The organism is Streptomyces sp. SCSIO ZS0520 (assembly GCF_025643355.1).
In the GTDB taxonomy this organism is placed as follows: Bacteria; Actinomycetota; Actinomycetes; order Streptomycetales; family Streptomycetaceae; genus Streptomyces; species Streptomyces physcomitrii.
Genome location: NZ_CP092644.1, coordinates 5690155 through 5707817 on the forward strand (window position 1 = coordinate 5690155; position 17663 = coordinate 5707817).

Consider the following 17663-nt stretch of genomic DNA (forward strand, 5'->3'; position numbering starts at 1 on the left):
GTTCAGTGCGCGCGGGCTCAGACCGGGCGGGCCTCGATCACCGAGATCGGGGCGGCCGTCTCGGTGATCTTCTCCAGGCGGAAGCCACCGGCGGCGAGCACTTCCGCGTACTGCTTCTCGCTGCGCTCCTTGCCGCCGACGAGCAGCATCAGCCACAGGTCGACCAGCTTGGCCGGGTGCGGCTTGTTCGGCTTGTCGTCGGGGGTCACGAACTCCATGAGGAGGATCCGGCCGTCCGGGTCGATGACCTTGCGGACATTGCGCAGGATCTCGATCACCTGCTCCTCGGGCCAGTCGTGCACGATGTGCTTGAGGAGATAGGCGTCCCCGCCCGCGGGGGCAGGGTCGAAGAGGCCGCCCTTCTCCAGGGTGCAGCGGTCGGCCACGCCCTGCTCGCGCAGGTAGTCGGCGGCGCCGTTGGTGTCGATCCGCGCGTCGAAGAGGACCCCGCGGGCGTCCTTCGCCTGCTGGAGCGCGGCGGCGAGCAGACCGCCGCGCCCCGCGCCGTAGTCGACGATGGTGCGGAACCGGCGGAAGTCGTAGGCGGCGAGCAGCGGCAGGGTCTCCGTCTCGGACATCGCGCCCATGCCCGCGGTGAAGATCTCCCCGTACTCCGGGTTGGCGTCGATGAACTCGAAGGCGCCCATGCCGCGCAGCTTGGGCAGGCTGGCCTCGCCGGTGCGCACCGCGTCGACCAGGTGCGCCCACTCCTCCCAGTGGGTCGGGTGCCCCATCAGCAGGACGGTGGCGCGCATCGACTGCGGGGTGTCGGAGCGCAGCGCCTGCCCCATCGGCTTCAGCTTGAAGCTGCCGTCGGCGCGCTCCTCGAAGACCGAGTAGGTGGCGAGCAGGCGCAGCAGCCGGTGCAGCGACTCGGGGTCGGCGCCGACCCGCTGGGCCAGCTGGGCGGCGGTCAGCGGACCGTCCTTCAGCTCGTCGGCGACCTTCAACTCGGCGGCCACGTACAGGGCTTGGGTGACCATCGAGCCCTGGGAGAGTTCGAGCAGCGCGAACGGCGGCGGGGCGAGCAGCCGGGTCAGCTTCACCAGGCCGGCGCGCACACCCTCCACGGCGCGGACGACTTTGGCGGGGGGGAGTTTGGGCATGCGTATCCTCCGTGGCGGTGTCGCGGAACTCGTGCCTGCGGGACGTACGGACCGCCGCGTACACGGGGGCTGAACTGGAGCCCTGGCGCAGGGGAAAGCCTCGAACGGAGCCGTTCGCCGGGCGGTGCCCGCTCACCGAAACCAGCGGTGTCCCGGGCCGACTGTAGGGGCGCCTCTTCCCTTGCGCCACCGTGTGCAGAAAGCCCGGGAATTGTGCACCGGCACTTCGGCGGAGTTTCCGGTGAGCGGCCCGGGGCGCCTTCTCGCCGAGTTCTCGACCGGGGTGTGCAACCGCGATATTTCCGAGGTCGCACACTTGATTTCCGAGGTCGGACACGTACCGCCGCCCAAATCCCGGGAAGAGCAGGCAATTTCACCCGGGACGGCTGCGGCCGCGTACGTCTATGGTGACGCCGGTCGAATGCACGCCCCCCATTCCGGGGGTGTGCCAGGAAAAGGGAGAGACATGTCAAGAGCACACAAGCCTTGGGCGGGGGCCCTCCTTGCGGCAGCGGTGGTGGCGGGGCTCACGGCCACCGCCGCACCCAGCCAGGCCGCGCACCGCGCGGGCCCCGAGGTCCTCGCGACCAACCTGAACAACCCGCGGGACATCACGCTCCAGGCGGACGGTTCGATCCTCGTCGCCGAGTCCGGCAGCGGTCCCGCCACGGCCTGCGCGCCGGGCACCTCCTGCCTCGGCTTCACCGGCTCGATCTACCGGGTCAACGGCAGCCAGAAGGGCCGCGTCGTCACCGGGCTGCCCTCCAAGCTGGAGGTCCGCGCGGACGGCGGCGCCTCGGTCGCCGGACCCAACCAGGTCGAGGCCCGCACCGGCGGCTACACCGTCTCCAGCAGCTTCGGCGGCGACGCCGCGGACCGCAAGGCGCTGGGCGCGGGCGGCGAGACCCTCGGCACCCTGCACATAGCCAAGGGCAAGGTGCTCGGCGACCTTGTCGACCACGAGACCCGGCTCGACCCGGACGGCCCGCTCGGCAACAACGACGTGCACTCCAACGCGTGGATGTTCGCCCACCACGGCAAGGACTACCTGGTCACCGACGCGGGCGGCAACGACCTGATCCGGGTGCTCCCGGACGGCACCACCAAGACCGAGTTCGTCTTCCCGAACAACGGCGAGAACGAGACGGTGCCCACCGGGATCGTGGCCGCCCCCGACGGCTCCTTCTACATCTCCGACCTCAGCGGCCAGGCCGCGGGCAAGTCCCGCATCTGGCGCTACGTCCCCGGCAGCGCCCCGAAGGTCTTCGCCACCGGTCTGACGAACGTCACCGACCTCGCCCTGGACGGCAAGGGCGGGCTGATCGCCCTCACCCTCACCAAGGGCTACACGGAGACCGGCCCGCTGCCCGGCGCCCTGAACCGCGTCGACCTGAAGAGCGGCAAGGCGACCGAGATCCCGACCGCCGACCGGCTGGTCAACTCCCTCGGCCTCGCCGTCGGCAAGGGCGGCGAGATCTATGTGACCAACAAGACGGTGGGCACCACCGGCGAACTCCTGAAGTTCCCCGCCGCGCGCCGGTGAGCACCGGCCGCCGGAACTGACACCGGCCGGGGCGCACTTCGGCCCCGGCCGATGTCAGGATTTCCCCCGCCGGGTGAAATCCCGGCAGGCCCGTCTCCGGTTCCGCACAGAGAACGGACAGGTTTTCCGCGACAGCGGCCCTCGGCCGGAAATCCGGGCGACCATGCGGTAGGGATGTCGCCTGCGGATGTCGTGCACGGACATCGTGCACGGATGTCGCGTACGTCATCGAGTACGGCCCGGAGTGCGTATCGCCTACGGCTCCGCGTTCGGCCTCGGAGTCCGGCCGGGGAATCCGCAGTCGCACAGCAAAAGGGAATCCGGTGGGCCCGAGTACGCTGTGGCCGCTCCGGTGATCCGCGGGAATCCGGCCTTCCCCCGCGGAAGGAAGAAGTCCCCTCGCGCGCCCTTTCCGCTCGTATTTTGGGCGTGCGCGGCACGTGACACCGCACGCACCATTTCGCGTCTCCGCTTTTACGCCACCGCAGGAACTCACGCCAGAGAGGGACTCATGACGAAGATCATCCTTCCCGAGGACCGCCCCGCAGGCCGCCGCGGGTTCGAGATCGTCCTGCCCAGCTCCTTGACCGACGGGGCCGCCTCGCTCGTCGAGGCGCATGTCTCCGAGGCGATGTCCGGGCCGCCGCTGCACACCCACGCGGAGTCGGACGAGACCTACTTCGTCCTCGGCGGCGCGCTCATCATGATCATCGACGGCAAGCTCACCGAGCTGCGCGCCGGTGGCCTCGCCCACATCAGCAAGGACACCTCGCACACCTGGGCCACCCGCCCCGACGAGGGCGCCCACTTCCTCACCCTGCACCTGCCGGGCGGCTACGAGCTGTACCACCCGACCGCGCTCCACGCCGAGCACGAGAAGGGCGGCCCCCTGGAGCAGAAGGACCTCTTCGAGCTGGCGGCCCGCTTCGACTGGCGCCTGGCCGGCCCGCCCGAGCCGCACCGCCTGACCCCGACCGGCGTCCTGGTCCCCGCGGGCAAGGCGGACGCCGAGGCGGAGGCCACCAAGGCACTCGCCACGGCGGAGTACGAACGCGCCCTCGCCGCGTCCATCGAGGCCGCCGACTCCGGCTCCTGAGGCGCGAGTCGGCGGACGGGCACGGCGGAGGCGGGGAGCGTCATGGGGGCGGCACCGTGAGCGGGCCGGGGTCCGGCGGGCCGGGCACCGCCGCCGTACCGGGCGCCGCCCCGCCCGGTGCCGCCGGGGCGCCCGACCCCCGGCGATGGTTCGCCCTGGTGGTGATCCTGGTCGCCGGGTTCATGGACCTGCTCGATGTGACCATCGTGAACGTGGTCCTGCCGAGCGTCCTCGCGGACCTGGACGCCGCCTACACGCACGGGGAGTGGATCGTCGCCGGGTACGTGCTCGGCTTCGCCGCGCTGATGATCACCGGCGGGCGGCTCGGCGACATCCTCGGCCGCCGCAAGGTCTTCCTCGCCGGGGTGGCCGGATTCACCGCGGCCTCACTGCTCTGCGGGCTCGCCGACGGGCCCGGGGCGCTGATCGCGGCCCGCTTCCTGCAAGGCGCCATGGCCGGGCTGATGGTGCCGCAGATCCTCGCGATCATCCATGTCACCTTCCCCGCCGAGGAGCGCGGCAAGGTCCTCGGCATCTGGGGCGGCGTACTCGGCGCCGCCTCGGCCGCGGGCCTGGTCGCCGGGGGACTGCTCGCCGAGGCGGACCCGTACGGACTCGGCTGGCGCGCGGTCTTCCTGGTCAATGTGCCGGTCGGCGCCGCGGCCCTGCTCGCCGCCTGGTTCCTCGTCCCGGACTCCCGCGCTCCCGAGCGGCCCCGGCTCGATCCGCTCGGCGCGCTGCTGTCCGCCGCGGGCATCCTGCTCCTGGTCTATCCGCTCACCGAGGGGCGCGGCCTCGGCTGGCCGCCGTGGACCTTCCTGCTGATGGGCGCCGCGGTCCTGGTGCTCGGGCTCTTCGTGCTCCAGCAGCGCGGGCGCACCCGGGCCGACAACTCCCCGCTGATGTCGCTGAGTCTGTTCCGGGCGCGCGCCTTCTCGGCGGGGATGGCGGTCTGGGCCCTCTTCTGGATCGCCCTCGGCGGCTTCTTCTTCATCTGGACCCTGTACATGCAAGTGGGGCTCGGCTGGCCGCCGTTGCGGGCGGGACTGACCAGTTCCGCCTTCGCGGTGGGCTGCGCCGCCGGGTCCGGGACCGCCGTCGAGTTCTTCACCCCGCGCTTCGGCCGCAAGGCCCTGCTCGCGGGCGCCCTCCTCTGCGGCACCGGCTTCCTCGGCTACGTCCTGGTCGCCGCCCACTACGGACCGGCCGTCGCCCCCTGGCAGATGGTCGCCCCGCTCCTCGTCGCCGGTATCGGCTTCGGGCTGGTGGTGGCGCCGATGATCGACGCGGTGCTCACCGAGGTCCCGGTGCGCGAGGCGGGCTCGGCCTCCGGGGTCCTCGGCACCGTGCAGCAGATCGGCATCGCGCTCGGCACCGCCCTCGCCGGGGTGCTCTTCTTCCAGCAGCTCGACCACGACGCGGCGCGTGCCGTGGCGCGGGCCGCCCCCGCGCTGCGCCAGGAACTCACCCGGGCCGAGGTGCCCGCCGCCGAGCGCGAGCGGATCCTCGACGCCTTCGCCGACTGCCTCGCGGACCGCGCCGCGGCGACCGACCCGACCGCCGAACCCGCCTCCTGCCGGGGCCCGTTGCCCTCCCCCGAGGTCCGCGCGTTGGTGATCCGGGCCGGGCAGCGGGCCACCGCCGACAACTTCTCCCGCACCTTCGCGCTGACCCTCAGGTGGGGCGCGGGCAGCATGGGCCTGGTCTTCCTCGGCCTCTTCGCCCTGCCGCGGCGGGTGGAGTTCCGGGGGCTCGACGGGGGCGGTCCGGGTGCGGGGTCCGGACCTTCCGTGCCGGGCGCCTCGGAGGGTGGCGCTGCCGTCGGTCCGGGCGCCGGTCCGGCCTCCGGTCCCGGGCAGGAGCGCTCCGCCTCCGCGCGGTCCGGCGGCCAGGACGCCGGCGCTCACCCCGCCGGGTGATCCGGCCGCATTCCGTTTCCCGCGCGCCCGGGGCACGCCCCGATGCCGCGCGCCCCCTTGTCCCCGTACCGCCGCCCGTGCCGCGCCCGGTGGGGCAAAGGCGCGCACCGTACCGTACCGGCACCAGTCGTGCACACCCGGCAGCCGGGGCATTCGCCGGGAGTGGGGGAAGTCTGTCCTTCGCCGGACCATGTCCGGACTGTTCTCTGACGTTTCTCTGAATTTCTGTCAGCGGATTTGTCCTGACCGACAGTTGCCCGGCAACAGGGCGCGAAGAATTCACCTCCGGCTCGCTGCCGCGGTCTGTTCGCGGGCCCCGCGAGGCGGCAGGCTGGGGCCGCCTCGACCGCGTACGGCGAGGCGCCCCACGTCCCCCCTCACCTCCGGAGGTCCCCATGCGCCGCCGTCACGTCCTGCCGCTCGCCGCCGCCGCGCTGGCGATGCCCGCCGCTCTCCTGTCGACCGGTTCCGCTTCGGCCGCACCCGCCGACAAGCCGCAGGTGCTCAGCTCCTTCACGCAGACCAGCGCCTCCAGCTACAACGCCTGGAACGCCGCCCGCAACAACCAGGGGCAGTGGGCCGCCTACGGCTTCGACTGGTCCACGGACTACTGCAGCACCTCGCCCGACAACCCCTTCGGCTTCCCCTTCGAAACCGCCTGTGCGCGCCACGACTTCGGCTACCGCAACTACAAGGCGATGGGCACCTTCAGCGCCAACAAGGCCCGGATCGACTCCGCCCTCTACGAGGACCTGAAGCGGGTCTGCAGCCGCTACTCCGGCGCGACCAAGACCTCCTGCGACGGGCTGGCCTGGACCTACTACCACGCCGTCGACATCTTCGGAATCAAGAGCTTCAAGCAGCTCGACAAGGCCGCCTGACACCTCGGCCCCGACACGGCCGCCCGCCGCCTCGGGACGGCCGCCGGACACCTCGTCCGGCCCCACCGCGTACGGCCCGGAAGTCCCCAGGGACTCCCGGGCCGTTCCGCTACGCGCGTCCACCAGTGCCGGGGGCGGGCCGGGCGCCCGGCCGCGGCTGCCCCGCGAGCGCGGGGGCGGCCCGCCGGGCGCGCGGTTCGTGGACACTGGCAGAGGGGCCGGCACCCGGCAGTCAGAGAGAGGATCTTCCATGGCCGAGCGTTTCGACGTTGTCGTACTCGGATCGGGACCCGGCGGCTATGTCGCCGCCGTCCGCGCCGCCCAGCTGGGCAAGCGGGTCGCGATCGTCGAGGAGAAGTACTGGGGCGGCGTCTGCCTGAACGTCGGCTGCATCCCCACCAAGGCGCTGCTGCGCAACGCGGAGCTGGCCCATCTCTTCACCCACGAGCAGAAGACCTTCGGCATCAAGGTCGAGGGCACCGTCACCTTCGACTACGGCGAGGCCTTCCGCCGCAGCCGCAAGGTCGCCGACGGCCGGGTCAAGGGCGTCCACTTCCTGATGAAGAAGAACGCGATCACCGAGTACGAGGGCCGGGGCACCTTCACCGACGACCACACCCTGACGGTGGCCAAGGCGGACGGCTCCACCGAGACGATCTCCTTCGAGAACTGCATCATCGCCACCGGCGCCACCCCCCGGCTGCTGCCCGGCACCAGCCGCTCCGAGCGGGTCGTCACCTACGAGGAGCAGATCCTCACCGAGGAGCTGCCGGAGTCGGTGGTGATCGCCGGGGCGGGCGCGATCGGCGTCGAGTTCGCGTATGTGCTGCACAACTACGGGGTCGAGGTCACCGTCGTCGAGTTCCTCGACCGGATCGCCCCGCTCGAGGACGCCGAGGTCTCCGCCGAGCTGGCCAAGCGCTACCGCAGGCTCGGCATCGACGTGCTCACCGGCACCCGGGTGGAGTCCATCGACGAGTCGGGCCCGAAGGTACGGGTCACCGTCACCGCCAAGGACGGCGCCCAGCAGGTCCTGGAGGCCGACAAGGTGCTCCAGGCGATCGGCTTCGCCCCCCATGTCACCGGGTACGGCCTGGAGGCCACCGGGGTGAAGACCACCGAGCGCGGCGCCATCGACGTGGACGGCCACTGCCGCACCAATGTGCCGCACATCTACGCCATCGGCGATGTCACCGCCAAGCTGATGCTCGCGCACGCGGCCGAGTCCATGGGCGTCATCGCCGCCGAGACCCTCGCGGGCGCCGAGACCATGGAGCTCGACTATGTGATGATCCCGCGCGCCACCTACTGCCAGCCGCAGATCGCCAGCTTCGGCTGGACCGAGGAGCAGGCCCGCCTGAAGGGCTTCGACGTCAAGGTCGCCAAGTTCCCCTTCACCGCCAACGGCAAGGCGCACGGCCTCGGCGACTCCGCCGGTTTCGTCAAGCTCATCAGCGACGCGACGTACGGCGAGCTGATCGGCGGCCACCTCATCGGCCCCGATGTCACCGAGCTGCTGCCCGAGCTGACCCTGGCCCAGCAGTGGGACCTGACCGTGCACGAGGTCGCCCGCAACGTCCACGCCCACCCGACCCTGGGCGAGGCGGTCAAGGAGGCGGTGCACGGGCTCGCCGGGCACATGATCAACCTCTGAACCGCCGCCGGGCGGTGACACCCGGCGAAGGCCCCGGGGAGCGGTGTCGGTCCGCTCTGCCGGGGCTTCGCCGTGCCGGATGCCGGATGCCGGGCCTCCGCCACCGGACGGGATAATGAACAAGCGCCGCCGAGTCCGTTCAGTAAAGCGAACGATCTTCCGTTCCGTGGCGCATCGGGGAGAAGGGATGAGACGTGGGACGAGAAGCGGGACGAGGGGAGAGGAACCGGTGAGCGCCGAGGACGGCCCGGTCTCGATCCGGGACATGCTGGCGGTCAACCTCAAGCGGCTGCGCACCCGGCGGGGCCTGTCGCTCTCCGAGCTGTCGCGCCGCTCGAAGATCGGCAAGGCCACCCTCTCGCAGCTGGAGTCCGGCACCGGGAACCCGACCATCGAGACGGTCTTCAGCCTCTCGCGGGTCCTCGAAGTGCCCATCTCCGACCTGCTCGACGCCCGTGAGGCGGGTGGACTGCGGGTGGTGCGCGCCGCCGAGGTCGAGGTACTCAGCGGCGAGGGCCTGGACCTGCGCCCGCTGCGGCGCATCGAGTCGGGCGACACCGTCTTCGAGGTCTACGACCAGCAGTTGAGCGCGGATTCCCGCCGCGATTCGCTGGGCCACGTCGGCACCGAGCACACCGTGGTGCAGTCCGGCCGGCTCGGCGTACGGGTGGAGGGCGAGGAGGCCGAACTCGGCCCGGGGGACTACGTCGGCTTCGACGCCTCGCTGCCGCACAGCTATACGGCGCTCGACGGGCCGGTGCGCTCGGTGCTGCTGCTCCAGTACGGCAGGGACCAGCGCCCGCTGCCGCCGTACCCGGGTGCTCCGGCGGACGGCGAGGCGGCCCGCTGAGCCCACGGGGAACCGGCACCCCCGCGAGCCGCGGGCGGCGGGCTCGGCGGTGGGGTCCGGGCCCCGCGGGGTCTCGGCGCGCGCCGCCGGTCGGGGGCGTTGACACTCGGAGGGAGTGCTCTTAGCCTCGATCTCGTTCGATAAAGCGAACGGGAGGGTTCGATGCGTGGAACGCGGTCCCCGGTGACGCGGGCGGTGGTGGTCGGTGCCGGAATCGTCGGCGCCGCCTGCGCCCGCGAACTGGCGCGGGCCGGCTGCGCGGTCACCCTGGTCGACCGCGGCGGCGCCGCCTCGGGGACCACCGCGCACGGCGAGGGCAACATCCTGCTCTCCGACAAGGGCCCCGGCCCCGAACTCGAACTGGCCCGGCTCTCCCGCGCGTTGTGGCCCCTGGTCCTCGCGGAGATCGCCGAGTCCACGCCCCGCGGCGCCGCCCTGGTGCGCGCCGTCGAGTGGGAACCGAAGGGCGGTCTGGTGGTCGCCACCACCGAGGCGGGCGCCGCCGGTCTGGCCCGCTTCGCCGCGGGCCAGCGCGCCGCCGCCGTCCGCTCCGAGGCCCTCGACCCCGCGCAGACCGCCGCCGCCGAACCCTTCCTGACCCGCGCGCACCGGGCCGTCCTGCACTACCCCGAGGACGCCCAGGTCCAGCCCGCCGCCGCGGCCACCGCACTGCTCGCCGACGCCCGCGCGGCCGGGGCCCGGCTGCGCACCGGCTGCGAGGTCCTCGGCGCCCGCACCCGCGGCGGCAGGCTGACCGCGCTGCGCACCACGGCGGGCCTGCTCGAAGCCGACCTCTTCGTCAACGCCGCCGGGCCCTGGGCCGGTTCGGTGGCCGCCCGCCTCGGCGCCCCCGTCGACGTACGCCCCCGCCGCGGCGACGTCCTGGTGACCACCCCGCAGCCGCCCACCGTCTTCCACAAGGTCTACGACGCGGACTACGTCGGCGCCGTGGGCAGCGACGACTCCGGCCTCCAGACCTCCGCCGTGGTGGAGTCCACCCGGGCGGGCAGCCTGCTGCTCGGCTCCTCGCGCCGCCGCGTCGGCTTCGACGAGCGGCTGCGGCCCGAGGTCCTGGCCGCCATCGCCGCCAAGGCGATCCGCCTCTTCCCCGCCCTCGCCGCGGTCCCGGTGATGCGCGCCTACGGCGGATTCCGGCCCTACGTACCCGATCATCTGCCGGTCATCGGCGCCGACCCCCGGCTCACCGGGCTCTGGCACGCGGGCGGCCACGAGGGCGCGGGCATCGGCCTCAGCCTCGGCACCGCCCGGCTGCTGCGCGCCCTGGTCCTCGGCGCCCCGGCCCCGCTCGACCCGGAGCCCTTCCGGGTGGACCGCCCGGCGGTGCTCGGCACGGCCGGTCCCGCCCGGGACGGCGCGGGGGCCCCGGGGCACGGCAGCAGTCCGGAGCACCCGCAACACCCGCGCGGAACAGCGCAGTCGGGGACCCCGGCGAACCCGACGGAGCGGAAGGAGCACCCATGACCGCGCGACTCGTGCCCGCGGCGGACGACGCGGCGGGCAGGCGGGAGCGGCCGCTGCGGATCACCGTGGACGGCGAGGCGCTCGACGGCTTCGCGGGCCAGAGCATCGCCGGTGTCCTGCTCGCGGCGGGCCGCCTGGCCTGGCGCACCGGCCCCTCGGGCGCCCCGCGCGGGGTGTTCTGCGGCATCGGCGTCTGCTTCGACTGCCTGGTGCGCGTCAACGGCGAACCCGATGTACGCGCCTGCCGCCGCCGCGCCCGCGACGGGGACACCGTGCTCACCCAGTCCCGCGCCGGGGAGGGCGAGGAGGACGAGGGCGCGACCGGCTCTCCTCGCGGGCTCCGCGGGGCCGCCGACGAGGACAACTGCGGTGCGGAGGAGGAAGCATGACGAGGCATCACATCCTGGTGGTGGGTGCCGGTCCCGCCGGTCTCGCCGCCGCACGGTCGGCGCTCGCGGCCGGTGCCGAGGTGGTCCTCGTCGACTCGGCGGAGCAGATGGGCGGCCAGTACCACCGGATGCCGCCCGCCGCGTTCGGCGCCGCGCACCCCGAGCGCCTCCAGCACCACTGGACCTCCTTCACCCGCCTGCGCCGCGAGCTGCGCGCCCACCCGCGCTGCACCTGGTGGCCCGAGACCGCGGTCTGGGCCCTGGAGCCCCGCGACCCCGGTGAGCAGGGCCCGCCCCGGGTGCACCTGCTGCACGGCCCCGCGGACGGCTCCGGCCGCACCCGGCACGTCCTCGCACCCGACGCCCTGGTCCTCGCCCCCGGCGCGCACGACCGCGTACTGCCCTTCCCCGGCTGGGAGTTGCCCGGAGTCTTCACCGCCGGTGCCGCCCAGGCGCTCGCCAAGGGGGAGCGGATCGCGGTCGGCGAACGGGTCCTGGTGGCGGGCAGCGGACCCTTCCTGCTGCCGGTGGCCGCCTCGCTCCTCGAAGCGGGCGCGGGGGTACGGGCGGTCCTGGAGGCCAACCCGGCGCGCACCCTCGCCCGCGGCTGGGGCTCCCGGCCCTGGCAACTGGCCGCCCACCTCGGCAAGACCGGCGAACTCCGCGACTACGCGGGCCGGTTGCTGCGCCACCGGGTGCCCTACCGCACCGGTCGCGCCGTCGTCGAGGCGCGTGGCACCGGCCGCGTCGAGGAGGTGGTCACCGCCCGGCTGCGCCCCGACTGGTCGGTGGTGCCCGGCAGTTCGCGCACCCTCGCGGTGGACGCCCTCTGCGTCAGCCATGGGTTCAGCCCGCAGCTGGAGCTCCCGGTGGCCGCCGGGTGCGCCCTTCTCCCGTCCCCGGCAGGAGAGTTCGTGCGGGTGGACGGCGAGCAGCGCACCAGCGCCGAGGGCGTCTGGGCGGCCGGGGAGATCACCGGTATCGCGGGGGCGCCCGCCGCCCGGGCCGAGGGCGCGCTCGCGGGCTGGTACGCGGCCGGCGGCGAGCGCACCGCCCGCGGCCTGCCGCGTCTGCACCAAGTCCGCGACCAGGGGCGGGACTTCGCCGCCCGGCTCGCGCGGGCCCACCCGATCGGCGCCGCCTGGCCCGGCTGGCTGCGCCCGGACACCCTGGTCTGCCGCTGCGAGGAGACCGACTACGCCGCCCTGTGCGCGGCCGCCCGCGAGGAGTCCGGTGCCGCCGCCCGCACCGCCCGGCTCGCCACCCGCGCCGGGCTCGGCCCCTGCCAGGCCCGGATCTGCGGCCCCACCGTCGGCGAACTCCGCACCCGGCTGCGCGGCGAGGACCCGGACGCCCGGAGCGCCGAGGGCCTGGCCGCGCCCAGCAGCCACCGCCGCCCCCTCGCCCAGCCCCTGCGCCTCGGCGAACTCGCCCGCGCCCCCGCACCACCGCCACCGCCCGCCGACCGCGCGGACGGCGAGCCCGGGCCCGTACCTCCGCAGGACCTCGGGCCCGAACTCCCGGACGACCCGGCCCCGTAGCACCCGACTCCGATTCCGATCCCGGCCCCTGACGACCCCGACCCCCGACTCCGCAGCGCCCGACTCCCCCCAGAAGGAGCCCCGTTCATGACCGCAACCCCGCACAGCAGCCACGGACCGCTCGGCGGTGTCGTGGTGGCCACCGCGCTGCCCTACTACGCGGACCCGGCCGCCCCCGCCGGACTCGCGGTGGACTACGACCGCTATGCCGAGCACTGCCGCTGGCTCGTCGACAACGGCTGCCGCGGCGTCGGCCCCAACGGCTCGCTGGGCGAATACTCCTCGCTCACCGACGAGGAGCGGCGCCGGGTCGCCCGTACCGCGATCGAGGCGGTGGGCGAGGAGGGCATCGTCGTCGTCGGGGTGCACGGGCCCGGCGCGCACCAGGCCCGGTACTGGGCGGAGCGCGCCGCGGAGGACGGCGCGGACGGGCTGCTGTGCCTGCCGCCGACCATGTACCGGGCCAACGACCGGGAGATCCTCGCCCACTTCGAGGCGGTCGCCTCGGTCGGGCTGCCGGTGATGGTCTACAACAACCCGATCGACACCAAGGTGGACCTGACCCCCGCGCTGCTCGCCGAGATCGCGCAGCTCGACCACGTCGTCGCGGTGAAGGAGTTCTCCGGGGATGTGCGGCGGGTCCTGGAGATCAGGGAGAGCGCGCCCTCACTTGAGGTGATCAGCGGCGCCGACGACGTCGTCCTGGAGAGCCTGCTGATGGGCGCCACCGGCTGGTTCGCCGGATTCCCCAATGTCTTCCCCGCCGAGTCGGTCCGCCTGTACGAACTGGCCCGCGCCGGTCGCCTCGCCGAGGCCCGCGCCCTGTACGAGCCGCTGGTCGCCGCCTTCCGCTGGGACTCGCGCACCGAGTTCGTGCAGGCCATCAAGCTCGGCATGGAGCAGGTCGGCCGCTTCGGCGGGCCCTGCCGCCCACCGCGCGGACCGCTCTCCGCCGCCCAACAGGCCCAGGTCGAGGCGGACATGGCCCGCGCACTCGCCGCCCTCGGGAAGCAGGCCGCTGCCCGGTCCGCCGATCCGCAGCGACCGGCCGATCCCCAGGGACAGGGTGATCCCCAGGGACAGGGTGATCACCGGGGACAGGGTGATTCCCGGACCCGGACCGGTCCTGGGACGCAGACCGGTCTCCAGCGGCAGGCCCGCTGATGCGCTCCGTGCGGACCCTCAGCGCGGTCGACTCGCACACCGAGGGCATGCCGACCCGGGTCGTCACCGGCGGCGTCGGGCCGATCCCCGGTGCCAGCATGGCCGAGCGCCGCCGCCACGCCATGGCGCACCTGGACGGGCTGCGCCGCTTCCTGGTCGACGAGCCGCGCGGCCACCCGGCGATGAGCGGGGCCGTTCTCCAGCCGCCCACCCGGCAGGACGCCGACTGGGGAGTGCTGTACATCGAGGTCAGCGGCTTCCTGCCGATGTGCGGGCACGGCACCATCGGGGTGGCCACGGTGCTGGTGGAGACCGGCATGGTCGAGGTGCGCGAACCGGAGACCGTGGTCCGGCTCGACACCCCGGCCGGACTCGTCGAGGCCCGGGTCGCCGTCCGCGAGGGTGTCGCCGAGGAGGTCACCCTGCGCAATGTGGACTCCTTCGCCCTGCGCCTGGACGCCGAGGCGGAGGTACCCGGCCTCGGCACCGTCCCGTACGACCTGGCCTACGGCGGCAACTTCTACGCGATGGTGCAACTGGACGCGCTGGGGCTGCCGTTCGACCGCGCGCGCAAGGACGAGATCCTGGCCGCCGGGCTCGCCCTGATGGGGGCGATCAACGAGCGGGACCGTCCGGTGCACCCGGCCGACCCGGCCATCTCCGGCTGCAAGCACGTGCAGTTCCTCGCGCCCGGCTCCACCGCCGCGCACTCGCGCAACGCGATGGCGATCCACCCGGGCTGGTTCGACCGTTCGCCGTGCGGCACCGGCACCTCGGCCCGGATGGCGCAGCTGCACGCCCGCGGTGAACTCCCCCTGCACACCGACTTCGTCAACGAGTCCTTCATCGGCACCCGCTTCACCGGACGGCTCACCGGCACCACCGAGGTCGGCGGCCTGCCCGCGGTCGTCCCCGAGGTGAGCGGCCGCGCCTGGATCACCGGCACCGCCAACTACCTCCTGGACCCACGCGATCCCTTCCCCCAGGGCTTCGTCCTCTAGCTCCCGAGGCCCCCTTCCCGCTCCCACTCCGCGTACCGCCACCGGAGGCACCACCATGTCCGAACGCGCCCCCGCCCGCCCGATCCGTTCCCAACCCCCGCCCGCCGGGGGCCTGTTCAGCCGGGCCGGAATCTTCCGGCTCAAGCCCGTGGACTCCTCGGAGGAGGAGACCGGCGGCGGGCTGCGCCGCACCATGGGGCTGTGGCAGCTGGTCGCGCTCAGCCTCGGCGGACTGGTCGGCGCGGGCGTCTTCTCGCTCGCGGGGGTCGTCGCCCACGAGGACGCCGGGCCCGGGGTGATGCTCTCCTTCCTGCTCGCCATCGTCGCCAGCACCGCCGCCGCGCTCTGCTACGCGGAGTTCGCGGGCACCATCCCGAAGGCGGGCTCGGCCTACACCTATACGTACGCGGCCCTCGGCGAGGTGGTCGGCTGGGCGATCGGCTGGGATCTGCTCCTGGAGTACACCGCGATCGTCGCCGTGGTGGCCATCGCGGTCTCCGGCTACCTCTCGTACATCCTGGAGCACCTCGGACTCGACCTGCCGCAGTGGATGCTCGGCGCCCCCGGCACCGGCGACGGCCACCGCGCCGATGTCTTCGCCGCCCTGCTCTGCCTGCTTCTCGCCTTCGTGCTCTCCCGGGGCACCAAGGAGGCGGCGCGTTTCGAGACCGTCCTGGTGGTGGTCAAGCTGGCCATCGTCGCCCTGGTGGTCCTCGCCGGGGCCTTCCACGTCTCGGCGGGCAACCTCAGCCCCTTCCTGCCCTTCGGGCTCAGCGGGGCGGTCACCGGCGCGGCCACCACCTTCTTCGCGGTCTACGGCTACGACGCGATGAGCGCCGCGGCCGAGGAGAGCACCGAGGCGAAGAAGCTGCTGCCGAAGGCGATCGTGATCTCCCTCGGCATCGCCGCCGTGGTCTACCTGCTGGTCTGCCTGGTCCTGCTCGGCATGCAGGACTACCGGGACATCGACACCAAGAGCCCCTTCTCCAGCGCCCTTTCGGCGGTCGGGCTCGGCGGGCTCGGCCTGGTCGTCGCCGTCGGCGCGGTCATCGGCATCACCACCTCCGCCTTCGCCAATATGCTCGCCGTCTCCCGGGTCTGGTACGCGATGAGCCGGGACGGGCTGCTGCCGCGCCGCTTCGCCCGCAACCACCCCACCCGGCAGGTGCCGACCCGGATCATCTGGCCGGTGGGCGTCGGCTCCGCGGTCATCGCCGGGTTCCTGCCCATCCGGGAGGCCGCCGACCTCACCAATATCGGCATCCTGATGGCCTTCCTGGTGGTCGCGGTCGCCGTGGTGGTCATGCGCCGCACCCGCCCCGGGCTGCCGCGCACCTTCCGCACCCCGCTGGTGCCGTGGATCCCGGCCGTCGGCGTGCTCTTCTCCGGCTGGCTGATCAGCAGGCTGGACCCGGTCACCTGGCTCCGCTTCGCGGTCTGGATGGCCCTCGGGATGGCCGTCTACGCCTGGTTCGGCTACCGCAACTCGGCGGAGCACCGCCCGGCAGCCGGGGACACCGGTGACCCGGACCCCAACTCCGTACCCAAGGAAAGGGATTGACCACGATGGACGCTTCCGCGACCTCGCCCACCACCTCAACGGCCGCGGTCGGCAAGGCGGTTGAGGCCGCTGCCGCCGCCGCGCCCGGCTGGGCCCGCTCCCGCCCGGTGGACCGCGCCCGCGCGCTGACCGCGGTGGCCGGTGCCCTGGAGGCGGAACGGGAGCAGCTGGTCGCCGCCGCCGACCGCGAGACCCGTCTGGGACCCGCCCGCCTCCACGGCGAACTCACCCGCACCACCTTCCAGTTGGGCCTGTTCGCCACCGAGGCCTCCACCGGCGCCCTCTACGACGTCCGGATCGACCGCGCCGACCCGGACTGGCCCACCGGACCGCGCCCCGAACTGCGCCGCTACCGCACCGCGCTCGGCCCGGTGCTGGTCTTCGCGGCGGGCAACTTCCCCTTCGCCTTCAGCGTCGCGGGCGGCGACACCGCCTCCGCCTGGGCCGCGGGCTGCCCCGTGGTGGTCAAGGCGCACCCGGGGCACCCGGAACTCTCCCGGCTCACCGCCGGGATCGTGCGCCGGGCGCTGGCCGCAGCCGGGGCCCCCGAGGGCGTCTTCGCGCTGATCGAGGGCGAGCGGGCCGGAGTCGAGGCGCTGCGCCACCCGTCCCTGCGCGCCGCCGCCTTCACCGGCTCGGAACGCGGCGGCCTCGCCCTGGCCCGTATCGCCGCCGACCGCCCCGAACCCATCCCCTTCTACGGCGAACTCGGCAGCGTCAACCCGGTGGTGGTCACCGAGGCGGCGGCCCGCGCCCGCACCCGGGAGATCGCCGAGGGCTGCGCCGCCTCGCTCACCCAGGGCGCCGGGCAGTTCTGCACCAACCCGGGGCTGCTGTTCCTGCCCGCCGAGGACCACGGACTCCTGGCCGCGCTGACCGCGGCGGTGGGCGCGGTCCCCGCGGCCCCGATGCTCGGCGACCGCTTCACCGCGGGCTACCTGGACGGCGCCCGCAGGCTCGCCGCGCTCCCGGGCGCCCGGCGGCTGGTCTGGCCCGCAGAGGGGGCACCGGAACCCGCGCCCCGGCTGCTCGCCCTGGACCTGGCGGCCTTCAGCGCGGCGGGCGGGGCCGCGACCGCGGAGTGCTTCGGACCGCTCGGCCTGGTGGTCACCTACGGCAGCCGCGCCGAGCTGACCGGGGTGCTGCGGAAGCTGCCCGGACAGCTCACCGGAAGCCTGCACGCCGAGGCCGCCGAAGCCGGGGCGGACGGTGAACTCGCCGCGCTCACCGAGGTGTTGGGCGACCGCAGCGGGCGGGTGCTGTTCAACCAGTGGCCCACCGGAGTCTCGGTCACCCACGCCATGCAGCACGGCGGCCCCTTCCCGGCCGCCACCGTGCCCGCCACCACCTCGGTCGGCACCGCCGCGGCCGAACGCTTCCTGCGGCCGGTCGCCTACCAGTCCCTGCCCGAGGCCCTGCTGCCCGAGCCGCTGCGCGAGGCCAACCCTTGGGGGGTGCCGCGTCGGGTGCGGTAGG

14 protein-coding genes are annotated in these 17663 nt (G+C 73.8%); 13 read left to right on the forward strand and 1 reads right to left on the reverse strand.

Annotated features, from left to right (window positions below; translation table 11 throughout):
- Positions 1 to 17: 17 nt before the first annotated feature.
- The gene (locus tag MID12_RS22685) at positions 18 to 1106 is read right to left on the reverse strand and encodes a methyltransferase (protein WP_078845185.1); all 1089 of its coding nucleotides are present in this window, start codon (positions 1104 to 1106) and stop codon (positions 18 to 20) included.
- A 466-nt stretch (positions 1107 to 1572) separates the two neighbouring features.
- Between MID12_RS22685 and MID12_RS22690 the strand changes: the two genes are divergently transcribed.
- The 13 genes from MID12_RS22690 (at position 1573) to MID12_RS22750 (ending at position 17662) form a co-directional block, all read left to right on the forward strand.
- The gene (locus MID12_RS22690) at positions 1573 to 2649 is read left to right on the forward strand and encodes a ScyD/ScyE family protein (RefSeq protein WP_159393029.1); all 1077 of its coding nucleotides are present in this window, start codon (positions 1573 to 1575) and stop codon (positions 2647 to 2649) included.
- 511 nt (positions 2650 to 3160) lie between these two features.
- Positions 3161 to 3745, forward strand: a complete 585-nt coding sequence (locus MID12_RS22695; protein ID WP_040253485.1) for a cupin domain-containing protein — start codon at positions 3161 to 3163, stop codon at positions 3743 to 3745.
- A gap of 56 nt (positions 3746 to 3801) precedes the next feature.
- Positions 3802 to 5664 carry an MFS transporter gene (locus tag MID12_RS22700; protein WP_263170365.1) on the forward strand — a complete coding sequence of 621 codons (1863 nt, stop codon included), beginning with the start codon at positions 3802 to 3804 and terminating at the stop codon, positions 5662 to 5664.
- 395 nt (positions 5665 to 6059) lie between these two features.
- Entirely contained in the window at positions 6060 to 6545 is a 486-nt protein-coding gene (locus MID12_RS22705) for a phospholipase (protein WP_263170367.1), read from the forward strand.
- A gap of 250 nt (positions 6546 to 6795) precedes the next feature.
- On the forward strand, positions 6796 to 8199 hold the full coding sequence (gene lpdA / locus MID12_RS22710; protein WP_040253490.1) for a dihydrolipoyl dehydrogenase: 1404 nt from the start codon (positions 6796 to 6798) through the stop codon (positions 8197 to 8199).
- A 229-nt stretch (positions 8200 to 8428) separates the two neighbouring features.
- Positions 8429 to 9049 carry a helix-turn-helix domain-containing protein gene (locus tag MID12_RS22715; RefSeq protein ID WP_263170370.1) on the forward strand — a complete coding sequence of 207 codons (621 nt, stop codon included), beginning with the start codon at positions 8429 to 8431 and terminating at the stop codon, positions 9047 to 9049.
- A 162-nt stretch (positions 9050 to 9211) separates the two neighbouring features.
- Positions 9212 to 10531, forward strand: coding sequence for an NAD(P)/FAD-dependent oxidoreductase (locus MID12_RS22720; protein WP_263170371.1), 1320 nt, complete (start codon positions 9212 to 9214; stop codon positions 10529 to 10531).
- Positions 10528 to 10920, forward strand: coding sequence for a (2Fe-2S)-binding protein (locus MID12_RS22725; RefSeq protein WP_263170373.1), 393 nt, complete (start codon positions 10528 to 10530; stop codon positions 10918 to 10920). Before MID12_RS22720 ends, MID12_RS22725 begins: the two co-directional genes overlap by 4 nt.
- Positions 10917 to 12461, forward strand: a complete 1545-nt coding sequence (locus tag MID12_RS22730) for an FAD-dependent oxidoreductase (protein WP_263170375.1) — start codon at positions 10917 to 10919, stop codon at positions 12459 to 12461. The genes MID12_RS22725 and MID12_RS22730 overlap by 4 nt, the downstream gene beginning before the upstream one ends.
- Before the next feature lie 87 nt (positions 12462 to 12548).
- On the forward strand, positions 12549 to 13625 hold the full coding sequence (locus tag MID12_RS22735) for a dihydrodipicolinate synthase family protein (protein ID WP_317633401.1): 1077 nt from the start codon (positions 12549 to 12551) through the stop codon (positions 13623 to 13625).
- Positions 13625 to 14626, forward strand: coding sequence for a proline racemase family protein (locus tag MID12_RS22740; protein ID WP_040253492.1), 1002 nt, complete (start codon positions 13625 to 13627; stop codon positions 14624 to 14626). Before MID12_RS22735 ends, MID12_RS22740 begins: the two co-directional genes overlap by 1 nt.
- Before the next feature lie 55 nt (positions 14627 to 14681).
- On the forward strand, positions 14682 to 16187 hold the full coding sequence (locus tag MID12_RS22745; protein ID WP_263170377.1) for an amino acid permease: 1506 nt from the start codon (positions 14682 to 14684) through the stop codon (positions 16185 to 16187).
- A 5-nt stretch (positions 16188 to 16192) separates the two neighbouring features.
- The gene (locus tag MID12_RS22750; protein WP_263170380.1) at positions 16193 to 17662 is read left to right on the forward strand and encodes an aldehyde dehydrogenase (NADP(+)); all 1470 of its coding nucleotides are present in this window, start codon (positions 16193 to 16195) and stop codon (positions 17660 to 17662) included.
- Position 17663: the final 1 nt, after the last annotated feature.

What these genes read in the sequence shown, in the direction of transcription:
- MID12_RS22730 (WP_263170375.1), top strand. Translation starts at nt 10,917, where the DNA reads ATGACGAGGCATCACATCCTGGTGGTGGGTGCCGGTCCCGCCGGTCTC.
- MID12_RS22720 (WP_263170371.1), top strand. Translation starts at nt 9,212, where the DNA reads ATGCGTGGAACGCGGTCCCCGGTGACGCGGGCGGTGGTGGTCGGTGCC.
- MID12_RS22735 (WP_317633401.1), top strand. Translation starts at nt 12,549, where the DNA reads ATGACCGCAACCCCGCACAGCAGCCACGGACCGCTCGGCGGTGTCGTG.
- MID12_RS22745 (WP_263170377.1), top strand. Translation starts at nt 14,682, where the DNA reads ATGTCCGAACGCGCCCCCGCCCGCCCGATCCGTTCCCAACCCCCGCCC.
- MID12_RS22725 (WP_263170373.1), top strand. Translation starts at nt 10,528, where the DNA reads ATGACCGCGCGACTCGTGCCCGCGGCGGACGACGCGGCGGGCAGGCGG.
- MID12_RS22690 (WP_159393029.1), top strand. Translation starts at nt 1,573, where the DNA reads ATGTCAAGAGCACACAAGCCTTGGGCGGGGGCCCTCCTTGCGGCAGCG.
- MID12_RS22685 (WP_078845185.1), bottom strand. Translation starts at nt 1,106, where the DNA reads ATGCCCAAACTCCCCCCCGCCAAAGTCGTCCGCGCCGTGGAGGGTGTG.
- MID12_RS22705 (WP_263170367.1), top strand. Translation starts at nt 6,060, where the DNA reads ATGCGCCGCCGTCACGTCCTGCCGCTCGCCGCCGCCGCGCTGGCGATG.
- MID12_RS22740 (WP_040253492.1), top strand. Translation starts at nt 13,625, where the DNA reads ATGCGCTCCGTGCGGACCCTCAGCGCGGTCGACTCGCACACCGAGGGC.
- lpdA (WP_040253490.1), top strand. Translation starts at nt 6,796, where the DNA reads ATGGCCGAGCGTTTCGACGTTGTCGTACTCGGATCGGGACCCGGCGGC.
- MID12_RS22750 (WP_263170380.1), top strand. Translation starts at nt 16,193, where the DNA reads ATGGACGCTTCCGCGACCTCGCCCACCACCTCAACGGCCGCGGTCGGC.
- MID12_RS22695 (WP_040253485.1), top strand. Translation starts at nt 3,161, where the DNA reads ATGACGAAGATCATCCTTCCCGAGGACCGCCCCGCAGGCCGCCGCGGG.